The organism is Chryseobacterium camelliae (genome assembly GCF_002770595.1).
Classification (GTDB): Bacteria; Bacteroidota; Bacteroidia; order Flavobacteriales; family Weeksellaceae; genus Chryseobacterium; species Chryseobacterium camelliae.
The window spans coordinates 456,229-480,804 of the sequence record NZ_CP022986.1 but is presented as its reverse complement, the minus strand read 5'-3'; the positions used below and the strand labels follow the sequence as shown (position 1 = coordinate 480,804).

The 24,576-nt window shown below is 38.7% G+C and carries 24 protein-coding genes; 7 read left to right on the top strand and 17 right to left on the bottom strand.

Annotated features, from left to right (window positions below):
- Positions 1 to 4 precede the first annotated feature (4 nt).
- The 5 genes from CGB83_RS02160 (at position 5) to CGB83_RS02140 (ending at position 3,553) form a co-directional block, all read left to right on the top strand.
- Positions 5 to 748 (top strand): SDR family oxidoreductase, encoded by a 744-nt coding sequence (locus CGB83_RS02160; protein ID WP_100074301.1) that lies wholly within the window; start codon positions 5 to 7, stop codon positions 746 to 748.
- A 27-nt stretch (positions 749 to 775) separates the two neighbouring features.
- On the top strand, positions 776 to 931 hold the full coding sequence (locus CGB83_RS02155) for a hypothetical protein (RefSeq protein WP_157761271.1): 156 nt from the start codon (positions 776 to 778) through the stop codon (positions 929 to 931).
- Positions 932 to 959: 28 nt separating this feature from the next.
- The gene (locus CGB83_RS02150; protein ID WP_100074299.1) at positions 960 to 2,492 is read left to right on the top strand and encodes an FAD-dependent oxidoreductase; all 1,533 of its coding nucleotides are present in this window, start codon (positions 960 to 962) and stop codon (positions 2,490 to 2,492) included.
- 8 nt (positions 2,493 to 2,500) lie between these two features.
- Positions 2,501 to 3,157 carry a DUF6766 family protein gene (locus CGB83_RS02145; protein ID WP_100074298.1) on the top strand — a complete coding sequence of 219 codons (657 nt, stop codon included), beginning with the start codon at positions 2,501 to 2,503 and terminating at the stop codon, positions 3,155 to 3,157.
- Between the two features lie 105 nt (positions 3,158 to 3,262).
- Positions 3,263 to 3,553, top strand: a complete 291-nt coding sequence (locus tag CGB83_RS02140) for a hypothetical protein (protein WP_100074297.1) — start codon at positions 3,263 to 3,265, stop codon at positions 3,551 to 3,553.
- 69 nt (positions 3,554 to 3,622) lie between these two features.
- Here CGB83_RS02140 and CGB83_RS02135 read toward each other — a convergent pair whose 3' ends face one another.
- From CGB83_RS02135 to CGB83_RS02085, 12 genes are all read right to left on the bottom strand, one after another.
- The gene (locus CGB83_RS02135; protein WP_100074296.1) at positions 3,623 to 4,129 is read right to left on the bottom strand and encodes a pyridoxamine 5'-phosphate oxidase family protein; all 507 of its coding nucleotides are present in this window, start codon (positions 4,127 to 4,129) and stop codon (positions 3,623 to 3,625) included.
- Between the two features lie 181 nt (positions 4,130 to 4,310).
- Positions 4,311 to 4,454 (bottom strand): hypothetical protein, encoded by a 144-nt coding sequence (locus CGB83_RS20075; protein WP_157761270.1) that lies wholly within the window; start codon positions 4,452 to 4,454, stop codon positions 4,311 to 4,313.
- A 304-nt stretch (positions 4,455 to 4,758) separates the two neighbouring features.
- A complete protein-coding gene (locus tag CGB83_RS02130; RefSeq protein ID WP_100074295.1) occupies positions 4,759 to 5,067 on the bottom strand; it encodes a hypothetical protein in 309 nt (102 codons plus the stop codon).
- Positions 5,068 to 5,274: 207 nt separating this feature from the next.
- Positions 5,275 to 5,994: a hypothetical protein gene (locus CGB83_RS02125; protein ID WP_100074294.1), complete on the bottom strand. Its 720-nt coding sequence runs from the start codon at positions 5,992 to 5,994 to the stop codon at positions 5,275 to 5,277.
- 1 nt (position 5,995) lies between these two features.
- Positions 5,996 to 7,774 carry an RHS repeat domain-containing protein gene (locus tag CGB83_RS02120; RefSeq protein ID WP_228420057.1) on the bottom strand — a complete coding sequence of 593 codons (1,779 nt, stop codon included), beginning with the start codon at positions 7,772 to 7,774 and terminating at the stop codon, positions 5,996 to 5,998.
- 110 nt (positions 7,775 to 7,884) lie between these two features.
- Positions 7,885 to 8,469 carry a hypothetical protein gene (locus CGB83_RS02115; RefSeq protein ID WP_157761269.1) on the bottom strand — a complete coding sequence of 195 codons (585 nt, stop codon included), beginning with the start codon at positions 8,467 to 8,469 and terminating at the stop codon, positions 7,885 to 7,887.
- Between the two features lie 69 nt (positions 8,470 to 8,538).
- Complete coding sequence (locus CGB83_RS20690) at positions 8,539 to 9,606, bottom strand: RHS repeat domain-containing protein (protein WP_100074292.1); 1,068 nt, start codon at positions 9,604 to 9,606, stop codon at positions 8,539 to 8,541.
- Positions 9,607 to 9,735: 129 nt separating this feature from the next.
- On the bottom strand, positions 9,736 to 10,155 hold the full coding sequence (locus tag CGB83_RS02105; RefSeq protein ID WP_100074291.1) for a hypothetical protein: 420 nt from the start codon (positions 10,153 to 10,155) through the stop codon (positions 9,736 to 9,738).
- A 4-nt stretch (positions 10,156 to 10,159) separates the two neighbouring features.
- A complete protein-coding gene (locus CGB83_RS02100) occupies positions 10,160 to 13,537 on the bottom strand; it encodes a DUF6443 domain-containing protein (protein ID WP_100074290.1) in 3,378 nt (1,125 codons plus the stop codon).
- Positions 13,538 to 13,547: 10 nt separating this feature from the next.
- Positions 13,548 to 14,513: a DUF5977 domain-containing protein gene (locus tag CGB83_RS02095; protein ID WP_100074289.1), complete on the bottom strand. Its 966-nt coding sequence runs from the start codon at positions 14,511 to 14,513 to the stop codon at positions 13,548 to 13,550.
- A gap of 75 nt (positions 14,514 to 14,588) precedes the next feature.
- Positions 14,589 to 17,348: a hypothetical protein gene (locus CGB83_RS02090; RefSeq protein ID WP_100074288.1), complete on the bottom strand. Its 2,760-nt coding sequence runs from the start codon at positions 17,346 to 17,348 to the stop codon at positions 14,589 to 14,591.
- Positions 17,349 to 17,354: 6 nt separating this feature from the next.
- A complete protein-coding gene (locus tag CGB83_RS02085) occupies positions 17,355 to 19,007 on the bottom strand; it encodes a T9SS type A sorting domain-containing protein (RefSeq protein WP_100074287.1) in 1,653 nt (550 codons plus the stop codon).
- Positions 19,008 to 19,906: 899 nt separating this feature from the next.
- Between CGB83_RS02085 and CGB83_RS02080 the strand changes: the two genes are divergently transcribed.
- Both CGB83_RS02080 and CGB83_RS02075 read left to right on the top strand, forming a co-directional pair.
- Positions 19,907 to 20,701, top strand: coding sequence for an AraC family transcriptional regulator (locus tag CGB83_RS02080; protein WP_100074286.1), 795 nt, complete (start codon positions 19,907 to 19,909; stop codon positions 20,699 to 20,701).
- A 148-nt stretch (positions 20,702 to 20,849) separates the two neighbouring features.
- A complete protein-coding gene (locus CGB83_RS02075) occupies positions 20,850 to 21,812 on the top strand; it encodes a nitrilase family protein (protein ID WP_100074285.1) in 963 nt (320 codons plus the stop codon).
- A gap of 110 nt (positions 21,813 to 21,922) precedes the next feature.
- Here CGB83_RS02075 and CGB83_RS02070 read toward each other — a convergent pair whose 3' ends face one another.
- The 5 genes from CGB83_RS02070 to pdeM form a co-directional block, all read right to left on the bottom strand.
- Positions 21,923 to 22,282 (bottom strand): rhodanese-like domain-containing protein, encoded by a 360-nt coding sequence (locus CGB83_RS02070; protein ID WP_100074284.1) that lies wholly within the window; start codon positions 22,280 to 22,282, stop codon positions 21,923 to 21,925.
- Entirely contained in the window at positions 22,279 to 22,581 is a 303-nt protein-coding gene (locus tag CGB83_RS02065) for a DUF3817 domain-containing protein (RefSeq protein WP_100074283.1), read from the bottom strand. Before CGB83_RS02065 ends, CGB83_RS02070 begins: the two co-directional genes overlap by 4 nt.
- Positions 22,582 to 22,583: 2 nt before the next feature.
- A complete protein-coding gene (locus tag CGB83_RS02060) occupies positions 22,584 to 23,042 on the bottom strand; it encodes a hypothetical protein (protein WP_100077458.1) in 459 nt (152 codons plus the stop codon).
- Positions 23,043 to 23,113: 71 nt separating this feature from the next.
- Positions 23,114 to 23,704, bottom strand: coding sequence for a TetR/AcrR family transcriptional regulator (locus CGB83_RS02055; protein ID WP_100074282.1), 591 nt, complete (start codon positions 23,702 to 23,704; stop codon positions 23,114 to 23,116).
- Between the two features lie 138 nt (positions 23,705 to 23,842).
- Positions 23,843 to 24,532 carry a ligase-associated DNA damage response endonuclease PdeM gene (pdeM, locus tag CGB83_RS02050; protein WP_172954672.1) on the bottom strand — a complete coding sequence of 230 codons (690 nt, stop codon included), beginning with the start codon at positions 24,530 to 24,532 and terminating at the stop codon, positions 23,843 to 23,845.
- Between the last annotated feature and the right edge of the window lie 44 nt (positions 24,533 to 24,576).

The following is a 24,576-nucleotide window of genomic DNA, read 5'->3' as shown; positions in this document are numbered from 1 at the left end:
TTGTATGAGATTAGAGAATAAATCGGTATTGATCACAGGAGGAGACAGTGGAATCGGTAAGGCGGTATCTTTACGGTTCGCCAAAGAAGGAGCCGATATCGCGATCATTTATCACGAGGACAGGGAAAGAGCCGAAGAAGTACAGAAGGAGATTGAGTCTATGAACCGTAAATGCATCATCATACCGGGAGATATCAGTGACCATGAATTCTGTAAACAGGCAGCAAAACAGGCAGCTGATGCATTCGGGAAAATAGATATTCTTGTCAACAATGCAGGAACACAAACACCATGCGATGACATTGAAAAACTGGAAGTAGAAAACATCAGGAAAACTTTTGATGCTAATATCATTGGTATGATCATGCTGACCAAAGAAGTCTTTCCTTATCTTTCATCCGGCAGCAGTGTCATCAATACCACCTCTGCCACGGCCTATCAGGGCCATGAAGAGCTGGTGGATTATTCGGCAACCAAAGGAGCCATTGTGGCATTTACCCGCTCACTGGCTTTACAGTCCAAACCTAAAAACATCCGCGTCAATGCCGTTGCTCCGGGTCCGGTAGCGACACCGCTTACCAAAGACACCTTCGGAGAGGAAGAAGATGATCCGAATAAGCCGCCTTTCGAGAGAAATGCAACTCCGGAGGAAGTAGCTTCCAGTTTCCTGTTCCTGGCTTCAGATGATGCTGCTCAGATTACCGGCCAGGTACTGCATCCCAATGGCGGGATCGTAGTGAACGGATAAGTGAATATCACTGATAACAAATATGATATGAAAACAACAACATTAATTCTGAGTATCCTGGGTCTGATGAGCCTGAACTTATGTGCGGAATGCGAGATCGAAGAGGATGAGCCTGTGAGAACAGAACAATCAGACCCGGCCGAAAGGACAGTGAATGACACGATAGGGATCAGGCATTACTGATCATTTTATAAACTAAAACAATACAATCATGTACAGAGACGGTGCAAGAAAAAGCATATGGCAGGAAGAAATCAAAAGATTTCCTTCGGAAAGCGCTATGGGGCAATTATTTGATGTTGCGATCGTAGGCGGAGGGATCACCGGTATTTCCACCGCCATCAAACTACAGGAATCAGGGAAAAGATGCATCATTCTGGAAGCCTCCAATATCGGATTCGGGACTACCGGTGGTACTACCGCGCATCTGAACGATTTTTTCGATACGACATTTTCCCAGGCGATCAGCGATTTTGGGCTTGACAATGCAAAATTATTTGCAGGAGCCGGACAGGAAGCCATTTCTATTATAGAGAATAATATTCAGAAATATGGAATCGACTGTGATTTCATGAGGAAAAAGGGATACCTTTTCGCACTCGACGATAAACAGCAGAAAGAACTGGCTGACATTGTAGACGGTGCTTATAAGGTCGGGCATGAGATGCTTTATACCCGTGAGGTACCGTTCCCGATTCCTTTCAAGGATGCAGTGATGATCCCCGATCAGGCACAGTTCCATCCGATAAAGTACATCCGGGCTTTAAGTGAAGCATTCCGGAATGCGGGAGGGGTAATTCATGAGGATTGCCTTTGTGAAAGCCATGATGAACAGGAAGATTTTGTTCAGCTGAATACTACAAAAGGAACAGTGCAGGCTATGCATGTGATCTATGCGACGCATATCCCACCCGGAATCAGCATCCTTCATACCATGAATGCTCCGTACAGGAGTTATGCCATGGCTTTCAGCATGAAGGAAGAACCTCAGGAGAAGGAGCTGGGTTATGACCTTTGCGATCCTTACCGGTACTACCGTTTCCAGGAAATTGACGGGCAGCAGCTGCTTATCGCAGGCGGCGAGGACCATAAGACCGGTCATGAGGAAGATACCGGAGAATGCTTTTCAAGGCTTGAAAACTATGTCCGGGAACATTTTGACGTAGAAACGGTACATTACAGCTGGTCGAGCCAGTATTATGAGCCGTCTGACGGTTTTCCGTATATCGGGAAGCTTCCGTCAAGCAGCGGAAGGATTTATGTATCTACAGGATTCAGGGGGAACGGAATGATCTTCGGGACTCTTACTTCCCAGATCCTGACTGATATCATCGTCCATGGATCCAGTACATATGAACATCTTTTCAGTCCTTCAAGGATCAAGCCTGTAGCAGGATTTACGGATTTTGTCAAGGAAAATGCCGTAGTGGCATTTGATTTTGTGAAAGACAAACTATTCAGGGAGAAGATTACATCGCTTGCCGAAATCAGTGAAGGTGAAGCCAAAGTAGTTCAATATGAAGGTGAATCTTTTGCCTTGTACAAAGAAAAGGGGGGGACAGTGCACCTGGTAAAGAGCACCTGTCCCCATGCTTTATGTGAGGTACGGTGGAACAGCGCAGAAATCTCCTGGGATTGTCCCTGCCACGGATCAAGGTTCAATGTGAACGGAAAAGTGCTTACCGGACCGACAGTCAAAGACCTCCAGAGAATTGATCCTGAAGAAGATTCAGCAGTTGAATAAAGTCATATATGGATAAGCAGAGTTTTTTTTACCGTAACGGGCTGAGCATTGTCCTGGTCATCATGATGCTTTTCTGTCTGCTGGGGCAGTTTTTTACAGGCTGGTCAACCCATAACAGGGAACTGGCTGAAAATGGGCAGGCAGCATTATCATTAGGAAAATACCTGTACAGCGGGCATTTTATCCAGGCAACTTTCGAAAACTGGGAAAGTGAATTCCTGCAGATGATGCTGTATATTGTACTTACGGTATCCCTCAGGCAGAAAGGTTCCAGTGAATCAAAATCCTTGACCGGAAAAGAAGAAGTGGACCGGGAGCCCAAGCCGCATCCTGATGCGCCGTGGCCGGTACGTAAAGGCGGTGTATGGTTAAAGCTCTATAAACATTCGCTGTCCATTGCTTTTGCTTTGTTGTTCATTGCGAGTTTCTCCATGCACTTTTACGGAAGCCTCTTGACATATAATAATGAACAGGTGGCTAAAAAGGAACCTCAGGTCCATGTGCTGGAATATATTTCAGGATCAAGGTTCTGGTTTGAATCTTTCCAGAACTGGCAGAGCGAATTTCTGGCAGTAGCTTCCATTGTGATTTTATCGATCTGGCTCAGGGAAAAAGGATCTCCGGAATCCAAACCGGTAGATATGCCGCATCATGAAAATCCATAAAGAGAAAAAATATGGTAAAGCTCCGTTTCACACCCTTTTTACAGGCTGTTTATTATTTTGTAACAGGGTTATGGCCGCTGATCCACCTGAAAAGTTTTTTTTGAAGTGACCGGACCGAGGACGGATGTGTGGCTGGTGCAAATGGTTGATGTGCTGATCTTTTCATACAGCATCCTTTTTTATATGGCGTTTACCAGGAGGCTTCTACAGGTTCATGCCGTAGTGGGTAGCCTGATTGCATTCGGGATCGGATGTATTGAACTTTACCATTACCTGCAAGGTACGCTCAGAGGAATATATTATGTAGATTTTATTATTGAGGTCTGTTTTTTATGTCTTGAATCTTTTATCTCATATACCACCACCGGTCACTCAAAAAGCATAAATTCCGGTTGAGCAGTTCATAATAAAAGCAGTGAAAAATCTTCACTGCTTTTTATTTTTTATAACTGAAGTAATGTGGTATTACACTGTAGCATTTCCTTCCACACCATCTGAATTGTCTGCTTTTTTCCCGGTAATGGCTGCCGCTACAAAAGTCAGGATGCTTACCAGCTTACTGGCTTTAGTATCCCAGTAGTAACTTTCTTTAGGTTCTACCCGGATAATGGAAACGGTAGGGTCATCTTTTCCGTCAAACCAGGCATTGGCTTTTTCAGACCATTTTTCGTCAATGGTTGCTTTGTCTTTATAAACAGAGGCATCGCCGTATACGGAAAGATACTGGTAGTCACCGTTATTCATGAAGAATAACTGAACTTTTTTATCTTCCTTGATTTCAAAGTTCTTATTGCTCGTATCGCTGCTGATGAACCAAAGGTTTCCTTCTTCATCAGTTTCCTGCAGGCTCATCGGGCGGGAATTGATCGGTGCTTTATCCAGTTCCGTACAGAACATACAGATTTTGGCATTTTCGGAAAGTTCCTTGATTTTTTTGATCGCATCAGCGTGCGTTAGGTTTTCTGTAGACATAATAGTAATATTTTAGTGATTATTTTTACTAGTACGCTTCAAAAATCCGACCAATCGGGAAACAGAGCATAAAAACAGAGGTAAACGATTGTTATGTACCTGTTTATTATATTTTGTAAATGACCTGTTACTGATCGATGTTATCAATGCTCTTCCAGTCTATCTCGGCAATATTGCCATTCTACCTAGGCATCACATTCTTATCTGGAAACATCCCCTGGTCAGGATTATCAATACTCAGCTTCTCGTTATACCTGATCTTGTAAAAAAAGAGTTTTCCGCCAAGGTCCGCCAAAGTCATCTGATCTTTATTGATCCCTGTCATCCATCCGCGTATATCATAGGCATAATCTATGTTTTGCAGATTTTTTTATTAGTAAGCTGGGAAGTTCATTATAAGAATTCTCTACCAGTAGCTCCTCAGGTTTGTTGTTTACCTGATGGAAATGCTGCAAGAGCCGGTTTTGGCCATCATAAATAAATCGTTCCTGAATAATTACCTATATCACATGCTTTTCTCTGATGATAAGTCTTAGTTCTCTGTACTATTCCTGCAAAGTCCAAAAGCGATTCTGTCTTAGTATAACCACTCAGATAATTGATTGAATAGCTCCGGATACTTCTTGATTTTACATCGTACAATTATAATTTTTGTTCCAGCTATCATCTTCTATATTCTTAATATAAGATGCCAATGTAAGGCTTTTGGTACTTACTGCTACGCCCGCTCCTGCCTGGGGAAGGACATTTTGACCTATGATCTGGGAATGCACAGTTGGAGAATCCGGAGAATAGTTATCGTAATAGTTAACGGAAAAGGCCTTATCAAAATAAGGGAATTGTCCGTTGGTGTAATAGATCTGCATCCCGTCATTTTTGGCAAAGCCTGCACTGTCACGGTTTTCCGTAATCACATTCCCACCGATCATATCCTGCATCTCCAGCCTGCTTCCTCCCTGAACAATCCCGATGATAATGGCTCTCCCGAAGGTATCATTTTATCAGTGATTAATAGCTTCTAAATTTGATCTAACTATAACAGCAATAGAATAAGAATTAATTTAAAAGGAAAGAGCCCAGTACAGTACCGAACTCTTTCCTAAATTTATTGTTTAATTTTGCCTAAACTTTTGAGTGCAGTCTATTTATTTTGGAGTAAAAAGCTGAACACTTTGGAGTGGAGGCTTTTGACCTACACTCAGATTATCCAATACATAAATATCATTTTGCCCGAGTTTTTTATCTTTATCTTCAAATAATTCCGAAAATAAACCTTTTAAAATAACATGCTTGTTTGTTTTAGGAAAAGGAATATCAATAAAAAAAGCATTATCCTGCTTTTTGCATTCAGCAATTTTACTTATAAATAACTTATTGTCAATAAAAATATAATATTCAAACTTACCTACAGAGTTAATTTTTTCGTATTCACTAGGAGTATAGAAAGAGTATGTCAAAATATTTTTATTTTTTTTCTTTAAATAAAATTTACTATTTATTTTGTAAATGCCGTGTTTAGGATGATAAAAAATAAATTGGTTTACTTTTTCTTTATTATCAATAATCCTGTATTCAAGCCTTACATTATATCCGGCATCTTTTTTTAAATCAACAATATTCCACCAATTTATTTTTTGACCTAAATTATTTATAAATCCCCTAATTTCATACTGATTGAAATTACCTGATACTTTTTTTACTGTATCATTTATGGATACATCCTTATAATTTGTTAATGTCTTTAAATTAGTAGCAATTGAAAAATAATCTGAAGATAGAACATCTTTTTTATTATCTTTTTTACATGATAATAATATAATCGTGATTATTAGAAGAAATAATCTTTTAAGCAAGTTAATTTTCATCTTATTTTAAAGCTTTAATTTTTGCACTTCTTGCAGAATCTGTTGTTGTCATAAAACGAATATATCTTTCACTATCCCATTTTTTTCCCATAGGAATCCCCGGAAGTGTATCTTTAATTTTACCCTCTTTGTCAACTGTCCAAGTATTATAATAAACAGAATCAATTTTCTTATTTCCTTTTAAGGCATTAACACCGGAGTCAATTAACGACATAATATCCCCCATGCCCCCTAACAGGTCTCTACCATCATTTCCTCTGCTTAAACTATTAAGCATTCCTCCAAAGTAACCTCCGGCATCAACTATTTTATCTATATCACCTCTAAAGAAAGGATTACTATATTCCTGAGGAGCCGCCCCTCCAAGATTTGCATAAAAGTCCCCACCTTCATTACCTAAATGCGATAACCATTTTGTAAGATCAAAAGCGTCTTTTGCTTGTATATTAATCCCACCTGAAGTAGATAAATACCCTTTGGTTGTTTCTCCTGCTGCATCAGTGACGGTTCCATCTGCATTTAAAGAATATGCAACTGAGCCATCATTTGTATTTGTTATCTCACCTGTTTCAGAAACTCCATAAACATTTACATAACCGGCTTCCATTGCTTCTTGAACAGTATTAATATTAGATTTATAAGTTAATTTAGTACTGCCATCTTCAAACTGTTGATGTATCCAACCTTTCCCTTCTCTACCATCCGGATCTATGAAACTTATAGGATTGTTAAAAGCATAGTTATAAGGACTATATCTTGTCATCTTTTCCGCCAGCGGATCCACCACACCCCATCTTCCAATATCCGGCATATAGAACCTCGCTCCATAATCGTACATCCCAGTCTCTGTTTGTAGCTCCTTTCCGTTATACTTATACTGATATGCCGGGTTTCCAGCTAATTCATTGTATCCTCCGTGCTTGAGTCCAAAAGGATAATAATTATTCTCTTCAAGAACTTCTATGCCACTTCCGTTATTGAAATAACTCAAACGTACATTTCCTAAATGGTCTGTATAGTTGTAAATATACCTATTTTGCTGGAAATCGAAATAACCTTCCGAAGTGGGAAAGAATTGAAGGAAATTACTTGAATCATCACCCTCGGCTACTAATGATACCTGGTACTGGAACCCGTCAAGGTAATCCGTAGTGGTACTGAAGAAAAGCCTTCCTCCTACGTTTTTTCCAACTTTGATACCATCAGCCCTGTAGGTATAAGCGATAGTCTGTTTAAACTTTCCGCTTCCTGTAGTAAACAGCCTCGGTAAATCTAAATGGTTATACTCGATAGAAGCGATGTTCTTATCCAGCTGGTTGATCATACTGCCATTGGCATCATAGGTAATGGTATTTTGTAAGGCGTTGTATCCTGAGGCATTATTTGCCGTTCCCGAAGGAAGGGTGATCTTATCCAGTCGGTTCCCGGTGTAATTATAGACCAGGTCATCAATCAGCTCCGGGGTTGTGCCTGAATAAGGTTTGGAGAACCTTTTCAGGGTAAGGATATTGCCATTCAAATCATAAGTGAGCTGTTCATTATAATTGTTATTGTTGATCACTGATGAGCCCGGTTCGGAGTAGATGCCCTGCTGGAGTCTGTTAAAATGGTCATACGTAAAAAAATACCTTCTTTTATTATCATTGGCTACCGTAGAGGTTTTCCAGTCGATCTCTGCAATATTCCCGTTGAACCTGCCGGTTGAAAGACTTGTGTTCTCAGGATTGTTGTATTTCATGGCATACCCAAACAGATCATTTCCCAGGTTATCGAATCTCACTAAAAATTTAAAGATTTCTTTAATAAAATGTAGCTGCACTATAAAACAAAAATCCTCGCATTTTGCGAGGATTTTACTTCAAGGAACATATAAATTTTACTGTTCTATATTTACCAAATTACACCCCAAAATATTACACATTTAGATTTTTTGCTTATTGCAACCCCCTTTGAATATCCATTACTCCAATTATCTGACATTTGTGGATTAGGAATTAAATTATATTTTTCAAAAAAATCACTATTATTAGCTTCAAGAATATAAAGATCAAAATCATTGCTTAAATATGTTTCGGTATTTTTTTCAAGAAATCTATAATCAAGAAATTTTGGAATTGGATATTTATTTAAGTAACAATTTTTATTAACTAAATTTTTCCTTTTTTCAAAATCTATATATACATTTTCAGATTCTGAATATGTTTTTGGAGTTTCAAATTTATTTATAACTAATAAACAAGTATCTGCACTACTATATTTAGCAATTGCTCTTTTAGTATATATTTTGTTTAAACTATCAAGCGCGCTGTTAGGCACTTCATATTCATAAAGCAATATTCCTACTGTATTCTTTCTTATATTTTCGTTTACAATAGTATCAGAATTATTACCGCTTTTCTTCGCAGGAAAATGATTTACTAACTTACTATCAAACTTTGATATTTTATTATTTAATCTGTTATCATTTGAAGACATCTTTTTTGGTTCGCATGACAATATTAACAACAATATACTTAGTAATATTAATTTATACATATTTATTTTTTACTTATTTAAAAAACTGGACAACACATTAATTACTTCTTTAGCAGTCTGTAATATGATATTCTCTCCATCTGATGTCTTTTGTGGATTATTATCATAAAAATATGTGTTTGTAATACTTTGAGGGGTCTGTCCAATGTCTGTACCATATCTTAGATAATCATAAGTTGCGGTTGAAACACTACTAAAAGTGTAGTTACTAACTTTCAACATTTCGTTCTCTCTTGTATTGATTTTTTCTGGCTTGACATATGTTTTTGTTGAACTTATTTCTTTTAAGGAACTTTGCGAATGAGTTATATTCTCTTCAGAACCCATTCTTCCTTTTTGAATACTTAAAGTTTCCTTTACAACAACTCTATCAGCTGAGACATACCCATTCTCTTTCATAAAACCTTTTGACTCGCTATTCAACATAACGAATTTCGATTCTCCCAATTTCATCCCCTTGTATTGCACATCTTTGCCAAACATATTGTCTTTTCCTAATCTTTCATATGCTTTTGGATTACCCAAACCAAGTTTTTCTATTTGTGAACTGCTTAATTGAGATAAGTTACTAACACCTTGAATCTTTACAACATTTCCTGTATACTTATTCACAAACCAATCTAACGGCTTTCTTCCATCCGGATCAATAAACCTAATCGGATTATTGTAAGCATACGTATAAGTTGACCATCTTCTCGAAGTTTCCGCCAGTGGATCCACTACCCCCCATCTTCCGATATCCGGCATATAGAACCTTGCTCCGTAATCATACATTCCTGTCTCTGTTTGCAGCTCCTTTCCGTTATACTTATACTGATATGCCGGGTTTCCTGCCAATTCATTATATCCTCCGTGCTTAAGTCCAAAAGGGTAATAATTATTCTCTTCAAGAACTTCTATGCTACTTCCATTATTGAAATAACTCAAACGTACATTTGCCAAATGGTCTGTATAGTTGTAAATATACTTATTTTGCCGGAAATCAAAATAACCTTCTGAAGTGGAAATAAAATCTAATGATGTTCTTCCATTATATGAAATTGTATATTGAAAGCCATCAAGATAATCGGTCACCATTAACCTTTCTGTAGAGCTTTTTGGAAAAAAATAGGTGTATTTTTTTCTGAGCTTTAATTCATCGGCCCGGTACAGGTAATCTAATTTTACATTCCTTACCTCATTTTGCCCGGTTAGCGGGGAGGCTCTCTATTGTGACATATTATTATCTTCAGAATTCTTGAGCCAGATACTATCAATTGTTGAAAGGTTATTATTTACAATAGCAAAACGAGTGTTTTCGAAAAATTTAAAATGCAAGTTATTTGATAAATTTTTACCAAAAGAAATTGTTTTAAATTTTTTTCCAACTTTTACATATTTATTACTTTGCGTATAAGAATTAAATTTAATTTTCGATAAATTTAGTTTCAATAAACTTTTTTTGTAAGCAAATTCAGTAGAGTCTATTTTTTTCTCATTTTCAATTAAATAAATTACACTTTTAGTGTTGCTCAATAATTTAATTTGATAATTATTCTCAAAGTTATCTTTAAAAACATATTCAGAATAACTATTACAAGATATTAAGCTTAACGAAAAAAATAGGAATAAAATTTTTTCTCTCATTTTATTAATTTGAATTAAATTGTTCTTCCGTTATTCCTTCAGGCGGATATAATGGAATAACCCCAATAAATCCAGGAATGCGTGGTGATTGAGCGGGTACGCCAATATCATTAACCATATTAGCATTAACATTATTAACATTGGAAACAGAAGTCGTTGGAAATATTCCGTTTTTAAACAAAGTTTGATTTAAAACATTTCCTTGGTCTTTAATATTATGTGAGTTATAAATAAATTTTCCATCATACGAATATTGCGCTTTGTATGCAGCAACTTCATCATTAACACCATAACCTTGACCTGTTCCAACATTGTATTCACCTCTTGCGTTTTGTCCTCCGTGTTTTACTTCGTGAAGAGTTAATGCCGTATCATTTCCAACGAACATTGTCACAACACCATCGCTCGTTTGTTTAGTATTATATGTTCCTTTGATACTATTTTCATCAGATTTTCCACCTGCTTCGCTAAATTTATATTCTGTGTTCTTATCATTTCTCATATCAGAAATGTCAGATTTCGATTTATTTAATTCAGCAATTCTATCAGCTTTATCACTAGCATTGCCCTTGTCTAATTTTGCTATTTGACTGTCTAATTTTTTTTCAAGAGCCTGGGCTTTTTTCTCTGCTTCTTTACCAAACCATTCTACACCACGACCATCGGGGTCAATAAATCTTATTGGATTGTTTACAGCGTAATTATAAGTAGAATGTCTTCGGTATTTTTCACTTAAAGGATCCACCACACCCCATCTACCAATATCCGGCATATACATCCTTGCCCCATAATCGTACATTCCTGTCTCTGTTTGCAGCTCCTTTCCGTTATACTTATACTGATATGACGGGTTTCCCGCCAATTCATTGTATCCTCCGTGCTTCAGACCAAATGGATAATAATTATTCTCTTCAAGAACTTCTGTGCCACTTCCATTATTGAAATAACTCAATCGTACATTTCCCAAATGGTCTGTATAGTTGTAAATATACTTATTTTGCTGGAAATCAAAATAGCCTTCCGAAGTAGGAAAGAATTGAAGGAAATTACTTGAATCCTGACCATCGCCTACCAATGACACCTGATACTGGAACCCATCCAGGTAATCCGTAGTGGTGCTGAAGAAAAGCCTTCCTCCTACGTTTTTTCCAACTTTTACACCATCAGCCCTATAGGTATAAGCGATAGTCTGTTTAAACTTTCCGCTTCCTGTAGTAAACAGCCTTGGTAAATTTAAATGGTTATAGTCAATAGAAGCGATGTTCTTATCCAGCTGGTTGACCATACTGCCATTGGCATTATAGGTAATGGCATTCTGTAAGGCATTGTATCCCGAAGCATTATTTACCGTTCCCGAAGGAAGGGTGATCTTATCCAGTCGGTTCCCGGTGTAATTATAGACCAGGTCATCAATCAGCTCCGGGGTTGTGCCTGAATAAGGTTTGGAGAACCTTTTCAGGGTAAGGATATTGCCATTCAAATCATAAGTGAGCTGTTCATTATAATTATTGTTATTGACCACCGATGATCCCGGTTCGGAGTAAATGCCCTGCTGGAGCCTGTTAAGTTTATCATACGTAAAAGAGTACCTTCTTTTATTGTCATTGGCTACCGTAGAGGTTCTCCAGTCGATCTCTGCAATATTCCCGTTGAACCTGCCGGTTGAAAGGCTTGTGTTCTCAGGATTGTTATATTTCATGGCATACCCAAACAGATCACTTCCCAGGTTATCCGGATCATTGACCTTGGTCATCCATCCGCGGATATTATACGCATAATCTATGCTCTGTAACGGATTTGAAGCAGATACGCCGCCTACTTTCTTATTGGTTAGCTGTGAAAGCTCATTGTAGGTATTCTGCGCCAGGATTTCCTCAGGATTATTATCCACTTTATGCTTATGGACCAGAAGCCTGTTCTGGCTGTCATACTGGAAGGTCTCGGTAATGACCCGCTCCGTATCCGTAGATAATCTTTTATGTTTGGTAATGGTTTGCTGAGGAATCCCTGCAAAATCAAGCAGGGATTCCGTGTGGGTATAACCGCCTAAATGATTAATGGAATAAGTAATGACCGGTCTTCCTTTCATATCATAGCCTGTATAATTCTTGGTCCAGTTGTCATCTTCTATATTTTTTAGATAAGACGCTAAAGGAAGGCTTTTGGTACTTACTGCTACGCCCGGTCCTGCCTGGGGAAGTAGAGCCTGGCCCAGCACCTGGGAAGTCGTTATAGGAGAACCCGCAGGATAGGTATCGTAATAATTAATGGAAAATGCCTTATCAAAGTAAGGGAAGTGCCCGTTGGTGTAATAGATCTGCATCCCGTCACTTTTGGCAAAACCTGTATTGTCACGGTTTTCCGTAACCACACCCACGATCATATCCTGCATCTCGAGCCTGCTTCCTCCCTGAACAATCCCGGTGATAATAGCTCTCCCAAAAGTATCATATTTGGTAAACAGCCATTTGGCCGTAGGACGCATCACAGCATCCTGGGTGAAAATAAGCCGGTCTGCTTTATCGTAGACCAGATACTCCCAGCCTTTCCCAGGAAGCTTTTTTTCTACCAGACGGTTCCTGCCGTCATAACGGTATTGGTAACATAAGTTATCCAGAGTGCTTTGATCTAAAGCTGAGCCCACAGAAGCCAGGGGAGGTATCACAAATGCCAGCTGATTATATTCATTGTACACATAATACGTATCAGCATTTTCTGTGGCACTCAGTACTTTCCTGACCAGTACGGTCTGGCCCTGTCCGTTTTTAAACTCTGTGGTTATATTGCCGTCTTCATCGGTTACGGTGTTTTTATACAGCTGGCTGGCTCCATAAGTACCGGAAGAACTCAAGGAAGAAGAAGTGGCATTATTTACCGTAGTGGTGGTGGTTGCATATTTTTTTACTTCTCCTGCTGCATTGGCGTCATACCGGAAGCTGACCGGATGATTCTGCCAGTCCGAGCCGGGCTGGACCTGGGAGAGTACCCGGTCCAATGGGGAGTTCTCCAGGTTTTTATGCGTAAACGGAAAGCTATCGTTATAATAGCCCTGGGCCGAGACTTCCACTCCTGACTGGATGCCTCCGTTCTGGGTAGCCATGGGAACAGGGAGAAAGGAGTCTGCCTGCCTTCCAAACCCGTCATAGGGAATGGGGGTCACTAAATCTTTCCCTGAGGGAGAGGCCTTGACATTCACGACCTGTTTTGGCCTTCCAAGACCGTCAAAGTACTGGACGGTCTCGATTTGCCTAGCTGTGGAACTACTTGAAGAAACGGGTTCTAAATAGGTCCGGCTTTGTATATAATTTTCCGAAGAACTAATTTGTGCATGATAGAGCCCTGAGATAAGAAGTGCTCCTACCGGAATGAGTATTTTTTTCATGATTTGGTTTTTACTTTTGATATTGAAAATTGAATGCGACAGGATTGCTAGAGGAGCCATCTAAGTTTCCAGAGATTAACATAACAGTACAATTACCGTTTGCGTTAATAAAGACTTTCCATTGCCTGTTATTGCTTTGTTCAGAATATACAATTTCCTTGTTGACTGCAGGTTTGCAATCACCGTTAATCGTACCAATACTCACTCCGCTTGACCAGTTCTGCCAGATTCCATAGGGTGAGAAAGTAACATTAAAATTCACATTGTTATTTAAAGTTGAAATATTATTATACTTGTACTGAGCACCGGATACCACTGATGAAAAAGTAAATGGGCAGGAAACATTTGTACTGCATGATCCATTCTGGTTGGTTATATTTTGTCCGTTATTATTAATATCGTCCAAAGCTTTTTGATCTGCTGCCAGTTGACTTATATCTGAAGTGTATGTTCCTGCAGGAACAGTATACGTATAAGTGCCTCCTACTTGATTACTTGAGCAGTTTGTCCTTGTAAAAGTCTGTTTTTTTTCAGTATTAAAGTAGGTTATCGGTGAAGCAGTTGCATATCTGTATTTAAATTCTTTAAGTATATTGTTATTGGCATCTACAATTTTCTCTAATCTGTTGGTAGTATCGTATCTATAATACTCTTTAATGCCAGAAGGAGGTGTTACACTTGTTACGCCAATCAAAGGGTCATATGTATAAGTCGTAATCTGATAATTTACCAAATTAGCATTCTTTCTCAAATTATCCTCCGCATTTAGTAATTCCTGCTCTTTGTTCGGATTTAAAGCATCTGCATTTGATAAAGATATAATGTCATTCACATACATTCCAATATTATCATATTGTACACCCTCGATTTTTGCTATAGGTAATGTATAATTATATCCCCAGACAACAGAAACAGGAATATTGCTATCTTTAGTTGTATACTGAATTAAATTTCCTTTGATATCATATCTGTCCAAAGTAACTTCCGCCGAAATTGAATTGTCTATAAGATTTAAGGTTGCAACAGATTTTGGTAATGCAGAATCGCCGGTTTAAGCATCGGGTAAAGAAGTTGGATAAATTATTTCTGTTTTTGACAAAGTCTTTGTAACTCCATTATCCGTTTTGCTTATAATTGTTTCTAACGGGATCCCAACCATATTTTTATCCGTCAATAATTGGTTTCCTTTTTCTTGGGCATAATTGTAAGCGGTTTCAGTATATGAATTATCAGAATGAATAATCTTCTGCACTTTTGGCTGGTACTTATTATTATAGGTCGTCGAAGTTTTTGTTTCTACAAAATTATTGGATCCTGCTGGATAATATTCTTTCGTTGTTGTTGTCTCTAATAAAGATTTATAAAGATTAATACTATAATTATGAATTAATCCAGGAACAGGCTCGTCAATCCGAAAATTTCCACTATAAATAGTATTATTACCATAAGCTGTTCCCAATGAACCTGAAACGAACGATGTTAGTGGTTCTATAATGGCTGCATTTATAAAATATGTATTTAAATTATCAGGGTAATTTAATTTATAATTATATGTTAACTCTTTTATTAATCTATTATTATTATCGTAATAACGTTGAATTTTGACATCACCATTCCCAATATTTAAATAACTTCCTCTAGGCTTCATACTTAAACACGTTTGGTTATAATTATTTGTAAAATATGTTTCAGTTTTTCCTTTCCCTGAAACTTCTTCTATAACTTTAGAATAACCTACATGACTTCCTTGAGGTAGGGTGGACACACCAGAAGATGGTGATCCTTCATAAATTGATAGTTTAAACATCTCTTTAAAAAATATACAGTTTGGCTGAGAAGTAAACTGAGTATAAGCATCGTGAACTTGTCCCATACTCGCTATCAAATAGTCACTTTTTTTATAGCACCTATTTTCTATTTCATAAAATCTGGGAAGTTCAGCCAAATTTCCATTTGAAATTATTTTTGTGCCATTTTCAGAGATTTCATCGTATACATAATTTTTAATTATAGGCGTTGATCCGACTTTCTCCGTTGACTTTATTTTCTTTATTCTCACTCCACCACCATAACTGTATTCCTTTAATATACCTGGTAAATTAGAATCTAATAAAGATTGTAGTGGAAAATTAGAAAATGTATTAAGCTCATATTCAAACTCTGTTCTGCCTCCGGTTGGATATGAAATACTAGTTAAAATATTTGCTAAGGAAGCCAATGATGCTCTTCTATCTGATAGATAATGTTTACCATCAGATGAAAAATTTACATATGTTTGATCACTATCATATACGTTTGACCCTGGTGCTGGTCCTGTTTCACTATACCAGTAACCAGATTGATCATTATTAAATGAATTTACATTAAAAATATTTTGTCCTTTTAAATATTTGTTTGGGTCAGGTATAAAGGTATCGCTGTTATTTTGTCCATTATAATAACCCCAAAAGTCACTTGAATAACTTAATTTATTTGGTAGGTTATATGTGGTATTATAATCAAATGTATATTTTTCATTTGATAAGGATTCAGTCACACCTAATAGTTTAAGCCTATGGGTGAAGATCTTACTTGTTGCACCAGACCACCCAATCAGGGGATTCGAATTTAACCAATTTACTAATGAACTAGTATCAAGATTATCTGTTGCAACAAAATAAGAATAATTAAAATCATATTGTTTAATTAATCTATAATTATTATAAATTTTGATTGCTGATAACTTTTTTGAATTATTGACATCATCCCTATTAGACCAATAAAATTCTATCTTTCTATTAGAAAATTCAATTCTTTCAATAAAACTTTCATCTATTGATTCTTTATTACAACGAGTCAAACCATTTTCCTTTATTCCAGTTACACTTCCAGGAAAGTCAGTTGAATAACTTACAGCTGCTCTAGTATTTTTACACCCTGCTAATCGGTCACTTCGTAAAACTGGTGTATAATAAAAACTAACTTGTTTACCTGCAGGATCTATAATTTTTGTTAGATATTTAGACACTCCTGTGACACCTCCATAATTTCCCGTTGCTGAAGAACTGACTTCTCTTATACCATCAAAAGAATAAAGTATTCCTTTTTCATCAGTTACTTTAAAATTATAATTGCCACTATTACCCGGTCTGTATAAGGAATTTCCTCCAGTAGGAAGTAATTTAAAATCAATATTATCTTGTTCAGCTATAGCAAATTTAGGATAGTCGGTTTTAACTGTTTTTGACATATCTAAATATGCTTTATGCGTTTTATTAGGAAGGTTTATCAGAAACAAATCTGGTTGGAAATCCATTCCAGTATAAATCCCTGAATTAGCATTATTTGAGTTAAAGTCATTGGTATAAAAAGAATTTGTTTGAGAACTATTATTCCAAGTTGTTATTGGACAACCTAGTATCGATCCTACATATCCTGAAGCACTTTTAGGAAAAATGTTATAATAGCCATACATATTAAAATCATTTGCTCCAGCTACGATATGAGAAACTCTACCACCAGCATTTAAGGACCAACCTAAACCTACTGAAGAAGCTTCATCATTTACCTTTATACCTCCTGCATGGTAAGAAATTGAAATTGGAACTTCAATATCACCTTCTTTAATTGTATAGATGGGAATTGTAATATTAGGAACCCCTGTGTATAATGAAACAGGAGTTTCACTATATCTGAATAATGCCGCAGCATTAGGAGATATTACAGCGGTATTATTTACTGCATTTTGTATAATTGATTTCGAAGCTGGTTGATTTTGAGCGTTTGTTATAGTTAATAACAAAGTTAAAAACAGTATTGTTATTTTCTTCATCTCAGTTTATTTTTTAATCAGTTTAGCACTTGCTGTTTTGTTATCGCTGGTCTTTACGCTCACCAGGTAAGCGCCCTGCACCAAGGCCTGGGTATTAATTTTAGTCACCGGAGTCTTCGTCCTGATGCTCTGCAGCTGCCTTCCCCCCATATCATACACGCTGATCTCAGCCTCAGACACTCCCGCTCTGTGACCCTCAAACCCTAACTCAACGTACGCATAATCACTCACCGGGTTCGGGTAGATCTTAATGTCCTGCTTCTCGATCAGCTGGTCGATATGGCTGTCGCCAAGCTTCACGATCTTCCAGTTTTCCTTACCCAATTCCTCTGCGCTGGTTCCGGCCAGGATAATGGAGCCGTCACGGTTCAGCTTAATATCTGATAGCCGTTCTTCTTTCTTGTTAGATTCTCCCTTCACATGCTTGCGCCACTGCTCATTACCATTCTGATCTAAGTACAGCATCCAGAATTTTTCATCATCAGATTCTATCCTTCCTTCTGCCTGCGTATAACCACCTAATAAAATCCCTTTAGTAGTATCCTGCCCATCCTGGTTCTTGGCTCCTGACTCTTGGCTCTTAACCTTACTCACCACACTCATCCCCATCAGCACATCCCGGTTCTTAAAGCTGTAGGACTTCTGCCAGCTTTCTTCTCCTTTCTCATTTAACGCGATAAGCCATATATCAGTCCCTTCTTCTATGCCTACCATCTTATTCCCTGATCTTTCCGATCTGGATTCCCCGCCAATCAGATAGCCGGTGGAAGTTAGTGCAAGGGTTCTTAAATGATCGTCACCTTTGCCACCAAAATTCTTTTCCCACTCGACCTTGCCTTCTTTAGACAGCTTGACAATCCAATAGTCACCTTCACCGTAGTTTTCAACCGACTTAGCATAATTGATGAGTGATGATTGATGAGTGATTTTATCATTTATCAATGATCGATCATCATTTATATTAGCCTTTCCACTTCTGGAGTATATCCCTAATAAGGCACCGCCGTCTTTTGTCGGGATCATCTTTTCCACCTCATCCAGGCCTCTGCCGCCTAAGATCAACTGGGAGATTTCCTTACCGTTTTTATCCAGCCTGATGATCCAGGCATCTTTGGAACCATAGCCTTTTTCTGAGTTATGGATATTCCCGGCCACAAAAAAGCCTAAGTCCGTGGTCTGGATCACCGACCTGGCTTCTTCATCCGAAGAAGTGCCTAAAGTCCTTTGCCAGACTTCGTCTCCAAACTCATTGATCCGAACCAACCAAATGTCTGATCCACCTTTAGAATCATCCTTCTTATCTAAGCCTTTGCCTGAAAAACTCGTCCCTGCCAGAAGGAATCCTCCTTCCTGGGTATTCACCGTAGCCGAAAGAAAATCATGGTTTTGTCCTGAGAAATATTTTTCCCAAACCTGTTCTCCTGACTGGTTAAGTTTTATCAGGTGATAGTCGTAGCCCAGGTTTTGATTGCTTTCCCCAGAAAGCTTTCTGGACTGAATGGAACTTCCGGTAATTAAGTACTGCTGGTCAATGGTGGTGGTTACCTGGGACAGGAAATCCTGTGAGGAAGATTTAATGTCTTTCTGCCAAAGTACAGTCTGAGCAGGTACTCCCAGGAATGCAGATAAGTAAATTGCACTTGTGTAAAGTTTTCTCATGTTATATTTACATTTTATTTTTCATTTCATTTGCAAATTAAAAAGAGTTCTATTAATTAAAATACGGGAACCCTTAAGCCATATAAATTTCAAACAGTTTTCATCGTTATTAAATTTCTATCTTTAAACCTATTTTCTAGTTTTATTTCTAATGGAACCTTTAGAATCATTTCGTTTTCTTTGACTTATCGGTCTGACGCAAAGCTACTATCATAAAGCGAGAAACTATGTCGTATTAAAATTTATTTCGTATTAATTCAGATCTATATACACAATAAGCACTGTTCCAGTTTACTTTTATTCTATCATAAAACAGTCATACTCTTAAAAATAGAATATTACAATACTTTTAAGTTCACTGTTTTCCTGGTTCCGAAATAGCAGAAGGTGCGGGACTAAATACAAACCGACAAGGAGGTACTGCGAAGAACCTTACGCCCAGAATGACTTAGCCCGCACCCATATCGTAAGCACGGGCGTAAGTCTATCGAGTTCGGGCGTTAGAAGATTCGCAGTTTTCCTTATCCTACACGATAGCTTACGCTATGTATTGTTAAAATTTTCGGCACAAATATAACAATTAATTTCCTAGTAAGGTATCCGGATTTTCACGGTAAATGCATCCGGGATTTTACGGATGTATTTTTCATTAGATAAATTAAATCCAGTAGTATCAACAAAAAATACCCCGGCAAAACCGGGACATTCTTATGTATGCGAAATCTTAAGCTTGTACGTTGTTACCGCTAAATACGAAGTAAAAAATTTCTTTCAGGTAGAAAAGGGTAATCGGTCCCATAAAAGTTGTAATTCTTAAAGAAAAATATACCCGCTAAAAAATTACAGTTAGTTCAAAAAAGAATAAGCCGGCTTATTGTGTATTTTACTTAATTTTGGCTATGCAGATTTCTCCGCCAAAGCATTTAGCCGGGTTCATCAAACACTATATTTTTCTGGAAAACTCCCAGAAGAACAATAGAAACCTGCGGTTATTTGCTGACGGAAACACGGGGATGATCATCTCTGCCGATATGCACATGCATGATGCTGAAGGGAATTTCCTGCCGTTATCATTTTTTTACGGACAGCCCACGTCCTATAAAAATCTTGGTACAGAGGGTCCCTTTTCCCTGCTGGCCGTGGTTTTCCAGCCTTACTTTTTCAATCTCCTTTTCGGTATTGCCGCGAAAGAAATCAGAAATGAGATCATTCCCGCAGAAGACATTATACAAGACCGGCTGGCTCCGTTCCAGGAAGCTATGGACAGAAAATCGGCTCCCCGGATGTTAATTTCCGGACTCAACAGTTTTTTTACCCATTTAATTGCTTCAAAAAACAATGCTGATCTGTGGGTAATACAACTCCAGCAATATATGCTCCTGAATAAAGGAATGGCATCGCTGAGAATGCTGGAACATTTTTCAGGGTATTCCGAACGCCATATTGAAAGAACCTTTCAAAACCATATCGGAATAGCTCCCCGAAAGTACAATTCAATCATAAGGCTTCATCATTTTTTAAGCCTGGCCAAAAATAAAGCGCCTGAACAAAACATGGCAGAACTTTGCTATTCAGCAGGATATTTTGATCAGTCCCATCTGATCAGGGATTGTAAAAGCATCACCGGATTAACGCCTACACAGTATATAAAAACAAAAAACAAACTGGCCGTCAACTTTATCGAGCTGCATTGAGATTGTAGACTGGTGAAGATTCCAGGTGATGCGGAAAGTACCATAAGGTAGCATCTGATTATTTTAAAATTCTGGTAAAAAGATTAAAACGGCATGTCGGTTTTTTACAATTTTTTAAGTTCGGGATCATTTAGTTTTACCTAAAAAAATGGTCAATCTTAAAATTGCTACGGCACAGTTTGAAAACAGGAGCGGCGATAAAGCCTATAACCTCTCAGTTATTGAGAAACTGAGCGGTGAGGCTGCTGCAAAAGGCGCACAAGTGATTGCCTTTCATGAATGTTCTGTAACCGGTTATACATTTGCCAGAAAGCTCAGCAGGAAACAGATGCTGGATCTAGCTGAAACCATTCCGGAAGGAAAAAGCCTGCGGAGGCTACAGGAAATTGCTGCCAGATTCAATATTACCATACTCGCGGGCCTTTTTGAAAAAGATGAACAGTATAACCTGTTCAAAGCTTACGTCTGTGTAGATCAGAACGGGCTGGTAGCCAGATACAGGAAGCTGCATCCTTTCATCAATCCTTACCTCACTGCAGGGACTGAATACTGCATCTTTGAAATCCACGGATGGAAGTGCGGAATTTTAATATGTTATGATAATAATATCATCGAAAATGTCCGCGCCACAAGACTTCTGGGCGCAGACCTAATTTTTATGCCGCATGTAACGATGTGTACGCCTTCTTCCAGGCCCGGAGCCGGCTTTGTTGATCCTTTGCTCTGGAAAAACCGTGAAACAGATCCAACATCTTTACGCCTGGAATTTGACGGGATGAAGGGCAGGGACTGGCTGATAAAGTGGCTGCCTGCCCGCGCTTACGACAACGGTATCTATGTGGTATTTTCAAATCCTGTCGGCATGGATGATGACCAGCTTAAAAACGGCTGTTCGATGATCATTGATCCTTTTGGGGACATCCTCGCAGAGTGCCGTTCCTTTGAAGACAGCTTTGTTACCGCAGTACTCAATCCTGAAAAACTGACTCAGGCAGGAGGCTACCGCTATCTTAAAGCCAGAAGGCCGGATCTGTACCGGGAGATCATCGGTATGGAACACAAGCCTGAACAGAAAGTAATTTGGCTGAAACCGGAAGAAGATCAGAATTGAATTCTCATAATTTCAGGAATAGCTGCTTTTGGGTCCATCCTGGAAAGTAAATCATAATTTTTCATCTTGCAGCCATCAGGATCGGAAAGGCTTGATCACCTTTCCGATATTTAATTCAGTTTCAGGCTGTGCCGGAGGTCAGTCCAGGCACCGCCGTTGTACACCTTTTTAAATCCTTTTTCTTTCAGTATTTTTTCTGCCTTCACACTGCGCAGTCCGTGGGAACATACGGTAATATACGTGGTATTGGGATCCAGTTCCGTATACCTTTCCCGTATCGTGCCTAAAGAAATATTCAGTGAGCCGCTGATATGTCCGGTGTGATATTCTTTCTCTGTCCGTACATCCAGGATTACCGCTCCGTTCCGCAGCTTTTTATCCAATCCGTCATCAAGAGTCTGGTACCGGTAAATCTTGTATGCTGTATACACTGCGATGAGTATTCCGCAAAAAATAAATACTCCTTTCATACCCTGCTCAGGATTTTATGGTCAATATAAAAAGTCCCGAAAGGAATAAAACAGGCAAGAATAACTTTCCAGGTTGTTTCTCTGAATTTCCATCGCTGCTCCACACCCACACTCAGTGTATTAAAAAGGAAAAGAAGAAAAAGGGTACCGTGGATAGGCCCCATAATACTGACAAAGTCAGGCCGGTGCAAAAAATACTTAAAAGGAACGGCAACGAACAGCAGGATCAATAAGGAAATGCCTTCCAACAGGGCGAGAATTCTCAGCCTTCCGGTCTTGGTTTTTAATAGATCAGTCATAATTATCTTAAATAAGGTCTGTTTGCAAGAGGGGAGAATGGCCATGGGATGGCTATGAAAATAATCAGTAATGCGATGCCATACCAGATCAGCATGATTTTAAACTTTTCCCGGCTCGTTTCTTTACGTTTCGCAAGTGCTGATCCAATGGTTACGATAATGATAGATATGAGCATCAGTGAAATATGGATCAACCCGAAGAACAGAAGCTCGAAATCCGCCCTGGCCGTATGGAAGTTTTTCCAGAAATAAGAAATAATGGGGCTCCTGGAATACAGAAGGATTCCCAGAATAAGCTGGATGTGGGCAATGGTTGCCGTCCAGTGGCGTACCGAATCATCCGCTGCTGAATATTGCCTGTTGGAAAAATAACCGCGGTATGCCCTGAATAAAGCATACACCAGACTGACTAAAACCAACCATCGGACGATGGAATGTAAAAATGTAAGCGTCTGATACATGATCTGAAAATTTATCATGCAGCAAAGGTAAATTAAAAACATACTAATTAGTATGTTTTTAATGAAAAAAATTATCTTAATGAACTGAGGTACGATTGAAGTCCCTTTAAATAAATAAGATACACATTCTTGGAATTTTCCAGTTTACCCAGATTTCTGACTCCCCAATAGCCTGATATCACAAAAACCGCCACTTCCCTGGCATCTGTTCCGGCTTTAAGCAGTCCTTTTTGTTTGCCGCTCTCAATGGCTTCTATCATGGCTTCTTCCCACTGCCTGGAAAGGCTGTTCAGCGACTTTGTAAACTCAGTATTCCAGGGAGCCATTTCCTGAGTGATATTGGAGGCAGGGCAGCCGTATTCCACCTTTAAATTTTCATTATCCATCAGCAGGGCATGCATCAGGTCATAAATGATATCCAGCGGATGGCCTCCACCGCTTAATGGCTCAATAAAAGCGGAGGCCATGGTAGGTTTCATCAGCTCATTAATGATAGCCAGTCCCATTTCATCCTTGGTTTTGAAATGATAATAAAAGGCTCCTTTGGTAACCTGCGTGGTGGCAATAATTTCATCCACACTGGTCGTCTGATAGCCGTGGATATAGATCAGCTCAAAAGCTTTGCGGAGAATCATCAGACGGGTTGTTTCAGATTTTTTCATAATGGCTGGATAAGATGTTGACAAAGGAACGATTAATTTTAATGAAAGTCAAATACAGGACCTGTATCAGAAGATGCCTGAATGCATTAACGAAATTACAGGTCATCAATAAAACCTGGCTGCACTAAATTACATCCTTTAAACTTCATGGATTTCTGAATCCGTAAAAACAAAAAAGGTACCTTTCTTAGGCGTATTCAATGTGTCCAGCCCTGTAAATTCACTGAAGGCAGGAAGCAGCAGCTGATGGGGCGTCAGCGCAAAACACGGCAGCCTGAATCTTCTTACTCTGGAATTGAGCACAATACCAGGATGGATATGCCCCGTAATCTGAAATTTAGGATGTCCTTTTTTGAAATCATGGAGAAAAGTAAAGTCATCGAGGTCTAAACTGTTTTGTTTAAATTCGAGACACAGCTTCTGCTCAAGCGATCTGGAGATCCTGTCATGGTTCCCTTCCACCAGGTAGAAGCAGACCTCAGGATACTGTTCCTTCCAGGCACAGAACTGGTCTACATCTGAGTTGTCGCCTGCATGCAGCAGGTCTCCTACAACAATGAATTTCTCCGGCCGGAAGTGGCTGATCAGCTGCGAAAGACGATCAAGATCCTTTTTCATTACCTGGTCGGAGAGGGCAATGCCGTTTTTCCTGAAATGGGCGGTTTTCCCGATATGCAGGTCCGAAAGGATCAGTGCCTTTTGTCCCGGCCAGAAGGCTGCACGCTGATTGGTGAGTATAAAAGTCTGTTGCTGGATGGATATAGGTTTGGTTGCGATATTCATAATGTAAGCTTCAACGGCCGGCTTCAATCTGTTTCGTGTCCGCATTTCAGCCATTAAGGGATGTGCAAAATTAAACATTCACCGGAACA